The organism is Cupriavidus sp. KB_39 (assembly GCF_052114485.1).
In the GTDB taxonomy this organism is placed as follows: Bacteria; Pseudomonadota; Gammaproteobacteria; order Burkholderiales; family Burkholderiaceae; genus Cupriavidus.
In genome coordinates this window covers 1-15,247 of record NZ_JBFREV010000030.1, presented here as the reverse complement: position 1 = coordinate 15,247, position 15,247 = coordinate 1, and the positions used below count along the sequence as shown (strand labels likewise).

The window sequence follows — 15,247 nt, the reverse complement described above, 5'->3', positions numbered from 1 at the left end:
TCAAGCGGCCTCCGCCATAGACACTGCTGCATCCATATCCACCGCCACGATCCGCGACACGCCTTGCTCCTGCATGGTCACGCCGATCAGCTGGTGGGCCATCTCCATCGCTATCTTGTTGTGAGAAATAAACACGAACTGGGTCTTGTCGGACATGTGCGCCACCATGTTGGCGTAGCGCTCGGTATTGGCATCGTCGAGCGGCGCGTCCACCTCGTCCAGCAGGCAGAACGGCGCCGGGTTGAGCTGGAACATCGCGAACACGAGCGCAATCGCGGTCAGCGCCTTCTCGCCGCCGGACAGCAGGTGAATCGTCGAGTTCTTCTTGCCCGGGGGCTGGGCCATCACCTGCACGCCGGCATCGAGGATTTCCTCGCCGGTCATGATCAGGCGCGCCTGGCCGCCACCGAACAGCTGCGGGAACAGCTCGCCGAAGTGATGGTTGACCTGGTCGAACGTGCCTTGCAGCAGCGCGCGCGTCTCCTGGTCGATCTTCGCAATGGCGTCCTCGAGCGTGTTGATGGCGTCGTTCAGGTCGGCCGACTGGGCATCGAGGAAGGTCTTGCGCTCGCGCGCGGCGGACAGTTCATCGAGCGCGGCCATGTTGACCGGGCCCAGCGCGTTGATCGCGTTGTTGATACGCGTGACCTCGCCTTGCAGGTAGGACGGCTTCAGGTCGCCGGTCAGCTTCTCGGCCAGCGCCACCTCGTCGACCTGCGCGGTCGTCAGTTGCTCGGTGAACTGCTCCTGGTTCAGGCGCGCAGCCTGCTCCTTGAGCTGCAACTCGGTGATGCGGTCGCGCAGCGGCTGCAGGCTGCGCTCGGCGGCCAGGCGCTGTTCGTCGAACTGGCGGAGCTGTGCGGACAGCGCATCCAGCTCGATGCGCGCCGCCGACAGCTTCTCTTCCTTCTCGGCGCGSACTTCCAGCGCCTCTTGCAGGCCGGTGTGGGCGGTCTGCTCGTTGATCGTCTCAAGCTCGACGCGTGCGTTTTCCAGCGATTCGGCGATCCGCTCGGACTGGTCCGCCGCCATCTGGATRTTGCGGCGCAGTTCGTCGATGCGGCCGGACAGATTGCGCTCGCCGAACACCGCCTCCTGCGCAGCCCGTTCGAAATCGCGCAACTGCTGGCGCGCGCCGGTCAGCTTGCCGTCCAGCGCCTCGAAGGCCATCTGGTGGTCTTCGTGGGCCGCCTGCATCTCGGCCAGCTGGGTGTCGTGCTGCTCGAAGGTCGCCTCGGACTCGGCACGCACGGCGCGCTGTTCCTCGATCTGGGCCTCGATCTCCGACAGTTCCTCGCGGATCTGGCCGCTCCGGGCGGAGAATCGCTCCATCGCCTGCGACAGCTTGAGCACGTCCATCTGCAACGTGTGCACGCGCCGCGTGGCCTGCTCGGCACGGGTGCGGGCCTCGGCCAGCGCCTGACTGGCCTGGGTGTAGGCCGACTCCGCGCGCACGGCCTGGGTCTTGGCCTCGTCGGACAGCAGCATCTGCGCGCGCGCCTGCTTCTGCAGGTTTTCGATTTCCTGCTCGCGGGCCAGCATGCCGGCCTGCTCCGAATCGGCAGCGTAGATCTGGATCGCGTTGCGGCCCACCAGGTGACCTTCGGCGACGACAAACTGCGCGCCCTCGGGCAGCGTGCCGCGCCCGGCCAGCGCCTGTGCCATGTCGGTGGCGGTGTAGATGTCGGCCAGCCAGTCCTGCATGACCGCGCGGATGCCCGGCTCGGTGATCTGCACCAGCGACATCAGCGGACGCAGGCCGGCCGGCGCGTCCACGGGCCGCGCGGCGGACGGCGGCGAGTAGAAGGCCAGCTTGGCGGGCGGGGCATCGGACAGGAAGGCCTTGACCCAGTCCAGGTTGGACACTTCCAGTGCGGCCAACTTCTCGCGCAGCACGGATTCGAGCGCGTTTTCCCAGCCCGGCTCGATATGAACCTTCTTCCACAGGCGCGGCAGCTCGGCCAGACCATGGCGCTCCAGCCACGGCTGGACCTTGCCTTCGGTCTGCACGTTTTCCTGCAGCTGGCGCAGCGCGGAGAGGCGGGCTTCCAGCGCGGCGATGGCGGCGGCCTCGCTCTGCACGCGCTCCTGCGCGCTGCGGCGCTCGCCGTCCAGGCGCGGCACGCGGTCCTCGCTGTCCATCAGCAAGGCCTGGGCTTCCTCGAGCATCGCTTCCTGCTCGGCCAGTTCGCCGCGTTGTTCTTCCAGACGGGTCTCGTCGGGGCGGTCGAGCCCCTTGTCTTCCAGTGACAGGCGTTCCTTGCGCTGCTCCAGCTGCTGGAGCATCTGGTCGGCACTGCGCTGCTGGGCGGCCTCGAGCTTCAGCGTCTGCTCGGCCTGCATGATGCCGGCGCGCTGCTCGTTCAGCAGTTGCTGGGCATCGCGCCACTGGCCTTCCAGCGTCGGCAGTTCGTCGGACTTCTGCGCCACGGCGTCCTGCGCCTCGATGGTGCGGGCCTCGGACAGGGCGAGGTTTTCCTCGGCCTGCGCCAGTTCCTCGGTGGCCTGCTCGGCCTTGCCCTGCCATTGCTCGCGCTGGGTGGTCAGCGCGGCGATCTGCGCCTGCACGCGATTGCGCGACTCCACCACATAGCGGATCTCGGCTTCGAGCTTGCTGACCTCGGAATTGGCTTCGTACAGCGCGCCCTGTGCGGCGTGCATGCCGTCCGACGCGGCGTAGTGCGCCGCGCGCATCGTCTCCAGCTCGGCTTCCACATGGCGTAGCTGGGCGGTCTGGGCTTCCAGGTCGATCTGGGCCTGCTCGATGGCGCGCGCATGGCGCTCCTGCTCGGCCTGGGCCTCGCGCTTGCGCAGCAGCCACAGCAGTTGCTGCTTTTCCTCGCCGTCGGCATGCAGCGTCTTGAAGCGCTGGGCCACCTCGGCCTGGCCTTCCAGCTTGTCGAGGTTGGCGCCGAGTTCGCGCAGGATGTCTTCCACGCGGGTCAGGTTCTCGCGCGTGTCGCCCAGGCGGTTTTCGGTCTCGCGGCGGCGTTCCTTGTACTTGGAGACGCCCGCGGCCTCTTCCAGGAAAATCCGCATGTCATCGGGCTTGGCCTCGATGATCCGCGAGATCATGCCCTGCCCGATGATGGCGTAGGCGCGCGGCCCGAGGCCGGTGCCMAGGAAGATGTCCTGGATGTCGCGCCGGCGCACCGGCTGGTTGTTGATGTAGTACGAGGAGGTGCCGTCGCGGGTCAGCACGCGCTTGACGGCCACTTCGGCGTATTGGCTCCACTGGCCGGCGGCGCGGCCTTCGGCGTTGTCGAACACCAGTTCCACGCTGGCGCGCCCGGCCTGCTTGCGCGCGGTGGAACCGTTGAAGATGACGTCCTGCATGGATTCGCCACGCAGTTCGGACGCGCGTGACTCACCCAGCACCCAACGCACGGCGTCGATGATGTTGGATTTGCCGCAGCCGTTGGGACCGACGATGCCGACCAGTTGGCCGGGCACTTGAAAATTGGTGGGATCGACGAAGGACTTGAAGCCCGCCAGCTTGATCGAGGACAGTCGCACGGTTGTCGTGTGGTTTGGGCGTTACGAATGTTGGAAAAGCCGGGCTGCCCCGGAGGCGCTCGACGCGACGTGACGTCTACGTCTCATGCGACCCGTTGGGGCCCGATTAGATTGGCGGTAATCATACCATCGCGCACCGTTCGTCCGGCCGCTTTATCGCCCGATGGGCGGCGTTTCGGACCTCCCATTCCCCGCCCGGAAAATCCTTGCTTTTCCACGAGTTGCGTCTATTCATGCAAGCGGTTTCGAGGTGGCTGCTGCGTGACCGCAACACCGCGATGCGACGCCCACGCGGCAAATCCAAAAGAAACTTCCTAGGGTTAGTGCTAGTCTCTTGGAATGCTGGCGTGACCCCGGAGCCCCTCCGGCGCGAAGCGCCCTCCCCGCCGCTCGACCGTCATCCGGCCGTCACACGCCGCCTGCAGGTCGCGATTTGCCTGGAGATCTGTGCATGACCGTAAGCCAAGCGACCCCGGAACGGGACGACCTGCCCTGGTCCGTGTCCGACATCGACTACGCGTCCATCGACGTGGAAAAGGTGCGCGACAACCGTACGCTGTTCTACCTGCTCGTCGCCGCATCGTTTATCGAAAGCGGCTCCGACACCTACGCAGGCAACCTCGCCACCTACTACGCCCATGTGCCCGAGGCCGCCACGTGGCTCGCCCGGCACTGGGAATCCGAGGAGCTGCAGCACGGCTTCGCGCTGCGCCGCTACGTGGAGCATGTCTGGCCGGARTTCGACTGGCCGCGCGGCTACCAGCGCTTCTTCGACGAATACAGCAAGACCTGCTCGATCGACAATTTCGAGCGGTCGCACGCGCTGGAGATGGCGGCGCGCTGCGTGGTCGAGACCGGCACGGCCACCTACTACCGCGCGCTGGAGCAGGCCAGCGACGAGCCGGTGCTGCGCGACCTGACGCGCCGCATCGCCAACGACGAGGTACGCCACTACAAGCATTTCTTCCGCTATTTCAATGCCTTGAACGGGCAGGAGCGGATTGGGCGCGCCCGGGTGCTGGGCGCGCTGGCGCGGCGTTTGCTCGAAATCAAGAACGAGGATGCCGAGATCGCGCTGCGCAACGTACTGCGGGTGGAGCGCAATCAGGAAGACGTGCCGGAGCGCGACGTGCGCGCGCTGAACTCCCAGTGCAGCGCCGTGGTGCGCCGGAACCTGCCGCTCGAGATGACGGTGAAGATGCTGTTGCGTCCGCTGCACCTGAACGCGGCGCTGGAGCGGTTCATCCGCCGGCCGCTGGTGGCCACGGTGTCGCGAGTGATGCTTTATTAAGCGAAGCCGGCACGCGGGGCGTCGGCGGCATTCCTTTATAATGCCGGGTTTCAACCGCCCCGCCTGCCTGCCACCGTGAATCCGCGCCTCGACCTGCTCCAGACCTATCCCTTCGAGAAACTGCGCGTGCTGGTGGCGGACGTCAAACCCGCCGACAAGCCAGCCATCAGCTTCGGCATTGGCGAGCCCAAGCATCCGACCCCCGAATTCATCAAGCAGGCGATGACCGCGTCGCTGGCCGGACTGGCCAGCTACCCGAGCACCGCCGGCACCGACGCACTGCGCCAGGGCATCGCCGGCTGGCTGGAACGCCGCTACGGCCTGCCGAAAGTGGACGCCGCCACGGAAGTCCTGCCCGTGACCGGCTCGCGCGAGGCGCTGTTCGCCTTCGCCCAGACCGTGGTGGACGCCAGCCGCCCCAACCCGCTGGTGCTGTGCCCGAACCCGTTCTACCAGATCTACGAAGGCGCCACGCTGCTGGCTGGCGCCAAGCCGGTATTCGCCAACAGCGACCCGGCACGCAACTTTGCGCCCGCGTTCGACCAGATCGGCGCCGAGACCTGGCAAGACGTCCAGTTGCTGTACGTCTGCTCGCCGGGCAATCCCACCGGGGCCGTGATGTCGCTGGCGGACTGGAAGCAACTGTTCGAATTGTCCGATCGCCACGGCTTCGTGATCGCCTCGGATGAATGCTATTCCGAGATCTATTTCGACGAAGCCAACCCGCCGCTGGGCGCGCTGGAAGCCGCCCACAAGCTGGGCCGCGGCTTCGAGCGACTGGTGATGTTCTCGAGCCTCTCCAAGCGCTCGAACGTGCCGGGCCTGCGCTCGGGCTTCGTGGCCGGCGACCCGGCAATTCTCAAGAAATTCCTGCTATACCGTACCTACCACGGCGCGGCCATGAACCCTGCCGTGCAGGCCGCCAGCGTGGCCGCGTGGAACGACGAGGCCCATGTGCGCGAGAACCGCGCGGCGTACGTGAAGAAGTTCAGCGCCGTGACGCCGATGCTGGCCGAAGTGCTCGATGTGACACTTCCCGATGCCGCCTTCTATCTCTGGGCCGATGTCTCGCGCACCGGGTTGTCCGATACCGACTTCGCCGTGCGCCTGCTGGCCGAGCAGAACGTGGCCGTGCTGCCCGGCAGCTACCTCGCGCGCGACGCCCATGGCGTGAACCCGGGCAAGAACCGCGTRCGRATGGCCCTGGTGGCCACGCCGGACGARTGCGTGGAAGGCGCGCGCCGGATCGTCGAATTTTGCAAGTCGCTGGGCGGGCACTGATCCCGCTCCGGCGGACCAACGCTTTTGCCTGAACAAYTACCTGAACAATCACCACTAAAGAAACGACCATGACGCAAGCACTGCAAGCCCTGATCGACCAGGCSTGGGAAGACCGCGCCAGCCTGTCGCCCAAGTCCGCCCCGAACGACATCCGCGAGGCGGTGGCCAACGTGATCTCCCAGCTCGACGCCGGCGCCCTGCGCGTGGCCGAAAAGCAAGGCAAGGAATGGGTCGTCAACCAGTGGATCAAGAAGGCCGTGCTGCTCTCGTTCCGCCTGGAAGACAACGCGCCGATGGCCGCTGGCGGCTTCGCACAGTTCTACGACAAAGTGCCGACCAAGTTCGCCAACTGGACCGGCGACGATTTCGCCCGCGCCGGTTTCCGCGTGGTGCCGCCCGCCGTGGCCCGCCGTGGTTCGTTCATCGCCAAGAACGCCGTGCTGATGCCGTCGTACGTGAACATCGGCGCCTATGTGGATGAAGGCACGATGGTCGATACCTGGGCCACCGTGGGTTCGTGCGCGCAGATCGGCAAGAACGTCCACCTGTCGGGCGGCGTGGGCATCGGCGGCGTGCTGGAGCCGCTGCAGGCCAACCCGGTGATCATCGAGGACAACTGCTTCATCGGCGCGCGCTCGGAAGTGGTGGAAGGCGTGATCGTGGAAGAGAACTCGGTGATCTCGATGGGCGTGTACCTGGGCCAGTCGACCAAGATCTATGACCGCGAAACCGGCGAGATCCACTATGGCCGCGTCCCGGCCGGTTCGGTCGTGGTGGCCGGCAACCTGCCGTCCAAGGATGGCAAGTACAGCCTGTACTGCGCCGTGATCGTGAAGAAGGTGGACGCGCAAACCCGCGCCAAGACCAGCCTGAACGACCTGCTGCGCGGCGACTGATCCGCACAAGCCGCCGCAGCGCCGCCGGCCATCCTCGTCGAGGATGGCCGGCGGCGAACCGATTCGCCCATGCCCTCCCTCCGCAAGCGACTCATGGCCCTAGACCCCGCCACTGTCAGCACCGTGCTCTCCCTGCTCCCTACCATCCTCGACCAGGCCAACAAGACCATCGAGAAGATCAAGAAGGGCCGCCGCAAGGACGAGCCGGACATCGGCGGCACGATGGAGCCGCGCGACCCCGCCGCCCGCATCGCCGAACTGGAAATGGCGGCCATGCAGCAGGCCGAGGCCGTGAAGCTGCTGGCCGAGCAGCACGCCATCACCATCGAGGCGCTGCGCAAGGAAGCCGCCCGGCTGGACCGCCGCCTGCGGCTGATGACCGCCGTGGCCATGACCGGCGTGGCGCTGGGCCTGGGCGGGCTGGTCATCGCTCTCAACCTGCTGTTCCGATAATCACCATGACTGTCCTGCTCTACGGCATTCCGAACTGCGACACCGTCAAGAAGGCACGCACCTGGCTCGACACGAACGGCGTGCCGTATACGTTCCACGACTTCAAGAAGCAAGGCGTGGACGAAACGCTGCTGCGCGCCTGGCTCAAGCACGTGCCACTGGCCACGCTGCTGAACAAGAAGGGCACCACCTACCGCGCGCTGTCCGACGCGGACAAGGCCAGTGCCGAGTCCGAAACCGGCGCCATCGCGCTGATGCAAACCAGTCCGTCCCTGATCAAGCGGCCCGTGCTGGACCGCAACGGCCAGGTCAGCGTGGGTTTTTCCGCCGACGGCTACGCCGCACTTTTCTGAATTTTCCTGCCGCCACCGCATCATGAACCCCACCCTCGCCCTGACCGAAGACCTGATCCGCCGCCGCTCCGTCACGCCCGCTGACGAAGGCTGCCAGGCCGTGCTGGAATCCCGCCTGAAGGCCCTCGGCTTCGTGTGCGAAAACCTCGTCAGCGGCCCCGACGACTTCCGCGTGACGAACCTGTGGGCGGTGAAGCGCGGCACGGCGGGCACGGCGGGCAAGCTGCTGGCCTTCGCCGGCCATACCGACGTGGTACCCACCGGCCCGGTGGACCAGTGGCAATCGGACCCGTTCCAGCCCACCCACCGCGACGGCAAGCTCTACGGCCGGGGCGCGGCGGACATGAAGACCTCCATCGCCGGCTTCGTGGTCGCCGTGGAGGAATTCGTGGCCAAGCACCCGGCCCACGCCGGCTCCATCGCCTTCCTGATCACCAGCGACGAGGAAGGCCCGGCGCACGACGGCACCGTGAAGGTGGTGGAGGCCCTCAAGGCGCGCGGCGAGCGGCTGGACTACTGCGTGATCGGCGAGCCGACTTCGGTGGACACCCTCGGCGACATGGTCAAGAACGGCCGGCGCGGCTCGCTGTCCGGCAAGCTGACGGTCAAGGGCGTGCAGGGGCATATCGCCTATCCGCACCTGGCCCGCAACCCGATCCACCTGGCCGCRCCGGCGCTGACCACGCTGGTCGCCGAGACCTGGGACCAGGGCAACGAGTACTTCCCGCCCACCACGTGGCAGATGTCGAACATCCATGGCGGTACGGGCGCGACCAACGTGATTCCGGGCCACGTGACCATCGACTTCAATTTCCGCTTCTCGACGGCCAGCACGCCGGAGGGCCTGAAGGCCCGCGTGCATGCCATCCTCGACCAGCACGGCCTTGAGTACACGCTCGACTGGACGCTGGGCGGCGAACCGTTCCTGACCCCGCGCGGCGACCTGTCCGACGCGTTGAGCGCCGCCATCGCGGCCGAGATGGGCGTCAAGACCGAGCTGTCGACGACTGGCGGCACCTCCGATGGGCGTTTCATCGCCAAGATCTGCCCGCAGGTGATCGAGTTCGGCCCGCCTAACGCGAGCATCCACAAGATCGACGAGCATGTGGAAGTGCGCTTCATCGAGCCGCTGAAGAATGTCTACCGCGGCGTGCTGGAACGGCTGATCGCCTGACCGGCAGCGACGACGGGGGCCCTGGCGGCCCCTTTTCTTATCCTTATTGTGGTGTCTCCCATGGCCTCTTCCCCCCTGCAAACCGTCCGCGACCTGCTGCGCCTGGCGGTCTCGCGCTTCACCGCCGCCAAGCTGTCCTTCGGCCACGGCAGCGCCAATGCCTACGATGAAGCGGCCTACCTGGTGCTGCATACGCTGAACCTGCCGCTCGACACGCTCGACCCGTTCCTGGACGCGCGCCTGCTGCCCGAAGAGGTGCAAGCCGTGCTCGACGTGATCGAGCGCCGCGTGACCGAGCGCGTGCCGGCCGCCTACATCACGCACGAGGCGTTCATGCACGGCCTGCGCTTCTACGTGGACTCCCGCGTGATCGTGCCGCGCAGCTTCATCGGCGAATTGCTCCAGGAAGGCCTGGAGCCGTGGCTGGGCGAGACGGACGGGATTACCACCGCGCTGGAACTCTGCACCGGGTCGGGCTGCCTGCCGATCATCGCCGCGCACGTCTGGCCGAACGCCCGGATCGATGCCGTGGACATCTCCCCCGATGCCCTGGCCGTGGCGCGCCGCAACGTGGCCGACTACAAGATGGGCGAGCGCATCGCGCTGTATGAAGGGGATCTGTACGCGCCGCTGCCGTCGGGCGCCACCTACGATGTCATCCTGACCAATCCGCCGTACGTCAACGAGCAGTCGATGCGCGACCTGCCGCCGGAGTACCTGGCCGAACCGCGCATCGCGCTGGCCGGGGGCGACGATGGCATGGACATCGTGCGTCGGATCATCGCCGGCGCGAAGAAGCGGCTCAATCCGGGTGGCGTGCTGGTGGTGGAGATCGGCAACGAGCAGACCAACGTCGAGACGGCCTTCCCCAACCTGGACATCATCTGGCTGCCGGTCAGCGCTGGCGACGAACAGGTGTTCTTGGTGACTTACGACGCACTTCCTGACTGAAATCCCGCCTCGCCCTAAAATTTTGTGCGGAAAATCGGCCGAAATATAAATTCGGTTCGTTCAGCGCGAATTTGGTGGGCGGCGGGGCCGCGAAACGACGGTTTTTCTAAGTTTTCCCGGTCTCCCTAAAAAAAAGTAGACAACCTGGCCTCCAAATATAAAATTTGTGCGTTTAGCGCGAATTTTGTTGGGTCTTATTGATCACATTGGRGGGAATGGCGTGCATCACATGCGGCAGGTTGGCTATGCGTGGGTCCGGAACCACCTCACGTCACCCTTGGTGCCCGTGACCCGCGAGGCACGCTCGGGCGCCACGACGCGCATCCTGGAGATGCCCGACGCCATCCTGTTCCCGCGCAAGGTGGCGCCGTCCGATGACGCCCCACTCCTCGCCCATACGCTCTTCGCCATCAAGCACGAGGGCGTGAACCTCGCCATCCTGTCCCAGGCGCTGCCCCAGGTGCCGCAGGCGGAAATGCAGGCCGAACTGGACCTGCACCCCACCAGCCGCTTCGGGCGTATCGCGGCCATGCTGTGGGAGCACTTCACCGGCCAGACGCTCACGCCCACCCTCTCCGACAAGGTTCCCTACGTCAATCTGTTCGACCCGGYGCGCTACTACACCGCCGCGCCGGGCAAGCTCCATCCGCGCTGGCGCGTGCGCTTCAACGGGCTGGGCGAGTTGGACTACTGCGTCACCGTGCGCCGCACCGAGACCATCCAGTCGATTCTCGACATGGACGTCTTCGGGCGCATGGACGCCTTTATCGCCTCAGTCGGCCCGGACATCCTGGACCGCGCGCTGCACTGGGCCTACCTGAGCGAGACCGACAGTTCGTTCGAAATCGAACGGGAGAGCGCCACGCAGGACAAGTCCGAGCGCTTCGTCCAGCTGCTGCGCCACGCGCATGAAAAGCGGCCGTTGAGCGAGGAGTACCTGACCGAACTCCAGAACGATGTCATCTCCAACCCGTTCGACCAGGCGATGCAGTACCGCACCGAGCAGAACTGGCTGCGCCGGGGCGGCAACGGGCCGGCGTCCGTCACCTACGTGCCGCCGGTGCCGGACGACGTGCCCGGCCTGATGCAGGCGCTGGAAGACTTCGCCAACGATCCGCCGGCCAACGTGGACCCGCTGATCGTGGCGAGCGTGGTGTCGTTCTGGTTCGTCTTCATCCACCCGTTCATGGACGGCAACGGGCGGCTCTCGCGCTTCCTGATCCACCACGCGCTGTGCCGCTCGGGCAAGATGGCCAAAGGCTTCCTGCTGCCGGTCTCGGTGGCCATCAAGCGGCATGAAGCCGACTACCTCGCCGCGCTGGAGAGCTTCTCCAAGCCGGTGCGCGCGCTCTGGCGGGTGCGGGTGCTGGGCGATCAACAGTTCGATTGCGAGACCAGCGCCGGGGCCACGCCCTATCGCTACTGGGATGCCACGTCGTGCGTGGAATTCGGCGTGCGCATGGTCCGGGAGGCCCTGGAGCACGACCTGGAAGCCGAAACGCGCTTCCTGATCGGCTATGACGAAGTGGCCAAGCGTGTGGATGCACAGTTCGACATCCGCAACGCGGACCTTGCCACGCTGGTTTCGAGCTGCTTCCGCGAGAAAGGCCGCGTTTCCAACCGCTGGCGCAAGCAACTGGCCCTGCGCGTGCAGCCGGCCGCGTTCGACGCCATCGAGGCCGCCGTCAAGGACGTGTTCTTTTCGGACGAGTCCGATCCAGTCGCACCATGAAAAACGGGCACGCCGACGTGCCCGTTGCCCTGCTGTTYACTAATTAGCTGTTTACTCATTAGCAGACCACTCAGCCTCCCGGCCCCACCGAGTAGATCGTCCCGTTGGACGACACCTGGTAGTAATCGGCACCCACGCCGACCCAGTGATAGCCCTTGCGCGGTGCGGGCAGGTTGTAATCCTTGTACTTGTCGATGACGTACTGGCGGTCGCGGAATTCCGCCGGCAGCTTGTCACCCTTGTTCCACTTCTGCGGCGCGTAGGGCGACTGGGCACCCATCGGCTGCGAGCCGGTGCGGCCCGAACTGCTCATGGAATCCGAGGACGTCCCGCCTTGGGACATGCCCTGGCTCTTCGGTGCGGGCGCAGTGCTGCGTGGCTTGCCCTGCGAGGCAGGTGGCATTGGTGTGGCCGATGGCGGCGTCGCGCCAGCCTGGCCCGGTGCGGGCATGGGTGTCGGGCCGGATGGCTGGGTCTGGCCGGGCATCTGGCCCTGGCTCTGTTGCGCCATCGCGAATGGTGCGGCCAGCATGCCTGCCGCCACCAGGGAGGTTATTAACAACTTCGTTTTCATCGTGATCTCCTCACAGATGGAACGTCAGGCCGCCCGGGCGCGGGCAGCCCCCAAATCAGCTTAGTAGCAATTGCGGGGCCCGCATCGGCATATACCCGCCCAGCCGTCGGCGCGAGGCGGTTTTCCCGAATGATTTCAATCACTTACCGGATGGAAGATGTGGCCTGCCGCGATATGCGTTTTCTGCACGGCAACCGGTAAAAACGGCGCGGGCGTGTAGCAACTGCCACCCCGGCCGGTCAGCGGGTGAGCAGTTGCGGCACCGAGGCCGCCAGCATGGCCAACCCCGAGCCCGTGAGCAGCGTCAGCACAATGCGRCGGAACATGATGTCGCTGATCCCCAGATAGACCCGCGTGCCGAGCAGCGTGGGAATCAGCATGGCCGGGGCGACGATGGCGAACATCGGCAGCATGTCCCGGGTGACGATGCCGGTACCGATGTAGACGGCCATCGTCACCATCAAGGCGCCGAGGTTGAAGTTCTGGATCACCACGCGCTGGGTGTCCTTGTCGAAGCCGCGCAGCGTGCACCAGAGCGTGGGCGCGATACCCGTGAACCCGCCGATGCCACCCAGAATGCCGCCGATTCCACCGACCACGGCGTCCGCCAGCCGCCCGCCGCGACGGATGGGCGGCAGCTTGGCCGAGAACAGCATGATCGGGCACCAGATCACGAGGATGATGCCGAGGCAGAGCTTGAACAGGTGGATATCCAGCTTCGGCAGGATCGACACCCCGATCGGGATGCCGACCGCCCCGCCGATCAGGAACGGCAGCACGGTGGCCAGATGGAACTTGCGGCGGACCGTGAACGCGGCCAGCAGTTGCCCGGTGAGCGCGCCGAACACCGACATGGCCGACGCCATGCGCGGATCCACGCCCCATGCCCAGAACGACATGGCGACCATGCCGAACGCGAACCCGGACAGGCCCTGAACGAAGCCGGCAACGGCGGCGCCGAGGGCAATGAGGATGACGACCGGATCGACGGACATGGGGGGGCGGAAGGGGCGTAACGGGGCGAAGGGAAGCGGCATTGTAACGTCGTCGCCACCCGCCACATCCCTCACGCGCCCCTCCTCACCCTAACGGGTCACGTCGAACTCCCAGCCCGGCTCGATATGCCCGGGATTCTCCGCCAGCTTGTACTTCGGATTGAGGTTGATCAACTCGCGGAGCGCGAAGTCGGCCACCTGCGTGTCCGGCGGCAGGGCCTGCTCGCGCGCCTCGGCCTTCTGTTCGTCGGAGAGCAGCGTGTCCAGATGCGCGCGCGAGATGCCCCAGAGCGTCGAGACGGCCTCGTTGCCACGCCGGTACGGCTGCACGCGCACGGTTTCCGGCGATGTGGGCCGCGTCCTTGGTGGCGTCTCCGGCCGGGTGTCCGGCGGCGTCTCGGCGGGCGGCTTCGTGCCCGAGGGGGATGGCGACGGGGACGGCGAGGCGTCCGGGGTGGGGGTTGGCGTCGAAGTCGGCGCCACAGTCGGCGTCCCGCCCGGCTTCGGCGCCCCGTCCTTGTCATCGTCCTTGGTCAGCTCCACCGCAATCTTGGCGACGAAATTGACGATGACGCCCGCCCCCAGCAGCACCAGCCCGCGTGGCATGGCCCGGCCGAAGACATTCCACTTGCCCTCCGCCCAGCCCTGCGCCGGCAGCAGCCCGGTCTTGGGGTCCTGCTGCAGCGCCAGCCGGTTCTTCTCGCCCACCACCGCGTTCCGGTCCACGCGCGACTGCAGGTGCGCGCCCACGCCGAACACGGTAATGCCGGCCGCCTCGATCATGCCCACCACGCCCGGCGTGTTCATGGCATCGGCCACGGCCAGCGGAATCGTGCCGAGCGCGTACCCGTTCATCACGAACTTGCGCATCTGGGCAGACAGCAGCACCGTGGGTTTGCCGCCCAGGTGATGTCCGAGCCGCGTGCCGATGTTCAGCGTGCTCAGCACCGTGTTCGATGCCAGGAACGCCACGTTGCTGTAGGTCAGCGGGTTGTCGGCCGGCAGATGGTGCTGCATGAACCAGATCGCCGTGTTGCTGTTGTTGACCGCCAGCGTGCCGATCTGCGCCGTGTCGTTGAGCCGGCCCGGCACGGTATCGGGGTTCAGCAGCTTGGTGCCGACGGTCTTGATGGTCGCCTGCGCGTCCTGAATCTGCGTGGCGCGGTCCGGGGCGTCTTTCTTCGCCCCGTGGGTGTGGGCCTCCAGCGTGTCCACGGCGGTCTTGAAGACGTCCTGGTCCTTGGCGTGGATGCCCCACGCATCGGCGGAGCRGCCGTGCAGCCGGCTGCGCAGATAGGCGATGTTGGCCGGCGTGGGGTCCGCCGCCCGCGCGTTGATCCGCAGGGTGTGCAGGGTCCGGCCCGCCGCCACGCTGCCGCGGTAGATAAAGCAGGTCGCGCTGCTGAGCACCGGGTTCACGTGCGCCGCGGACGTCGCCACGCCAGCCAGCGTGCCAAGCGCGAAGGTGCCCACCGTGGACACCGTCATCGTCTTGGCCATCTTCCACGGGCGCGGGCCATTCTCGCCSGCCGGCGGGGTCGCGGGACCATGGGTGATGGTGCGCCGCTGGGCCGCGCCGCCCTGCCCGGCAGCCTCGTTGGCGCGCGCCACCTCGCGCATGCGGGCCACGATGTCGGCATGGGCGCTGCCCTGCGTGTCATCCACCTTCAGCTCCACGCTGGTCAGGTCTGCCACCTTGACGGTGCCGTCCGGGTGGATGCTGAACTCCACGTCACCCAGATAGACGTGGCGGTCCGCCATGGTGTCCAGGATATGGTCGAGGTCGCGCAGGGACTTGCCGTTCAGCAGTTCAGTGCGCSGATCGGGCACCCCGTGCATGGCCTTGTTGCCGAACARGTCCCGGGAGCTGGCCGCGTAGCGCTCGTAGACCACGGTGGGCCGGCCCGAGACCGTCATGTCGTCGGGGCCAAAGGTCTTCAGCGTGTTGAAGCCGAGCCCCGCCGCCGTGCGCAGCGCCTCGCGCTCGCCCTGCACCATGAAGCCGGTCATCTCGTCATTGGCGATGCCCAC

The 15,247-nt window shown here is 66.5% G+C and carries 12 protein-coding genes; 8 read left to right on the top strand and 4 right to left on the bottom strand.

Features of this window, described 5'->3' with window-relative positions; translation table 11 throughout:
- Complete coding sequence (gene smc / locus AB4Z27_RS20715; protein WP_092297592.1) at positions 1 to 3,516, bottom strand: chromosome segregation protein SMC; 3,516 nt, start codon at positions 3,514 to 3,516, stop codon at positions 1 to 3.
- Between the two features lie 451 nt (positions 3,517 to 3,967).
- Between smc and AB4Z27_RS20710 the strand changes: the two genes are divergently transcribed.
- From AB4Z27_RS20710 to AB4Z27_RS20675, 8 genes are all read left to right on the top strand, one after another.
- Entirely contained in the window at positions 3,968 to 4,807 is an 840-nt protein-coding gene (locus tag AB4Z27_RS20710) for a ferritin-like domain-containing protein (RefSeq protein WP_092297588.1), read from the top strand.
- A 75-nt stretch (positions 4,808 to 4,882) separates the two neighbouring features.
- Complete coding sequence (gene dapC / locus AB4Z27_RS20705; protein WP_092297585.1) at positions 4,883 to 6,088, top strand: succinyldiaminopimelate transaminase; 1,206 nt, start codon at positions 4,883 to 4,885, stop codon at positions 6,086 to 6,088.
- Positions 6,089 to 6,156: 68 nt separating this feature from the next.
- Positions 6,157 to 6,984 carry a 2,3,4,5-tetrahydropyridine-2,6-dicarboxylate N-succinyltransferase gene (dapD, locus tag AB4Z27_RS20700; RefSeq protein ID WP_092297582.1) on the top strand — a complete coding sequence of 276 codons (828 nt, stop codon included), beginning with the start codon at positions 6,157 to 6,159 and terminating at the stop codon, positions 6,982 to 6,984.
- Positions 6,985 to 7,077: 93 nt separating this feature from the next.
- Positions 7,078 to 7,437 carry a hypothetical protein gene (locus AB4Z27_RS20695; protein ID WP_244844656.1) on the top strand — a complete coding sequence of 120 codons (360 nt, stop codon included), beginning with the start codon at positions 7,078 to 7,080 and terminating at the stop codon, positions 7,435 to 7,437.
- A 5-nt stretch (positions 7,438 to 7,442) separates the two neighbouring features.
- A complete protein-coding gene (locus AB4Z27_RS20690; protein ID WP_092297576.1) occupies positions 7,443 to 7,790 on the top strand; it encodes an arsenate reductase in 348 nt (115 codons plus the stop codon).
- Positions 7,791 to 7,812: 22 nt separating this feature from the next.
- Entirely contained in the window at positions 7,813 to 8,964 is a 1,152-nt protein-coding gene (gene dapE / locus AB4Z27_RS20685; protein WP_092297573.1) for a succinyl-diaminopimelate desuccinylase, read from the top strand.
- Between the two features lie 60 nt (positions 8,965 to 9,024).
- Entirely contained in the window at positions 9,025 to 9,915 is an 891-nt protein-coding gene (prmB, locus tag AB4Z27_RS20680) for a 50S ribosomal protein L3 N(5)-glutamine methyltransferase (RefSeq protein ID WP_092297570.1), read from the top strand.
- A gap of 280 nt (positions 9,916 to 10,195) precedes the next feature.
- Entirely contained in the window at positions 10,196 to 11,647 is a 1,452-nt protein-coding gene (locus AB4Z27_RS20675) for a Fic family protein (protein WP_441645141.1), read from the top strand.
- A 70-nt stretch (positions 11,648 to 11,717) separates the two neighbouring features.
- Here AB4Z27_RS20675 and AB4Z27_RS20670 read toward each other — a convergent pair whose 3' ends face one another.
- The 3 genes from AB4Z27_RS20670 to AB4Z27_RS20660 form a co-directional block, all read right to left on the bottom strand.
- Complete coding sequence (locus AB4Z27_RS20670) at positions 11,718 to 12,221, bottom strand: RcnB family protein (protein ID WP_255370904.1); 504 nt, start codon at positions 12,219 to 12,221, stop codon at positions 11,718 to 11,720.
- Positions 12,222 to 12,460: 239 nt separating this feature from the next.
- Positions 12,461 to 13,216 carry a sulfite exporter TauE/SafE family protein gene (locus AB4Z27_RS20665; RefSeq protein WP_441645140.1) on the bottom strand — a complete coding sequence of 252 codons (756 nt, stop codon included), beginning with the start codon at positions 13,214 to 13,216 and terminating at the stop codon, positions 12,461 to 12,463.
- Positions 13,217 to 13,306: 90 nt separating this feature from the next.
- On the bottom strand, positions 13,307 to 15,247 hold a 1,941-nt coding region (locus AB4Z27_RS20660; RefSeq protein WP_441645139.1), incomplete at its 5' end, for an LWXIA domain-containing protein.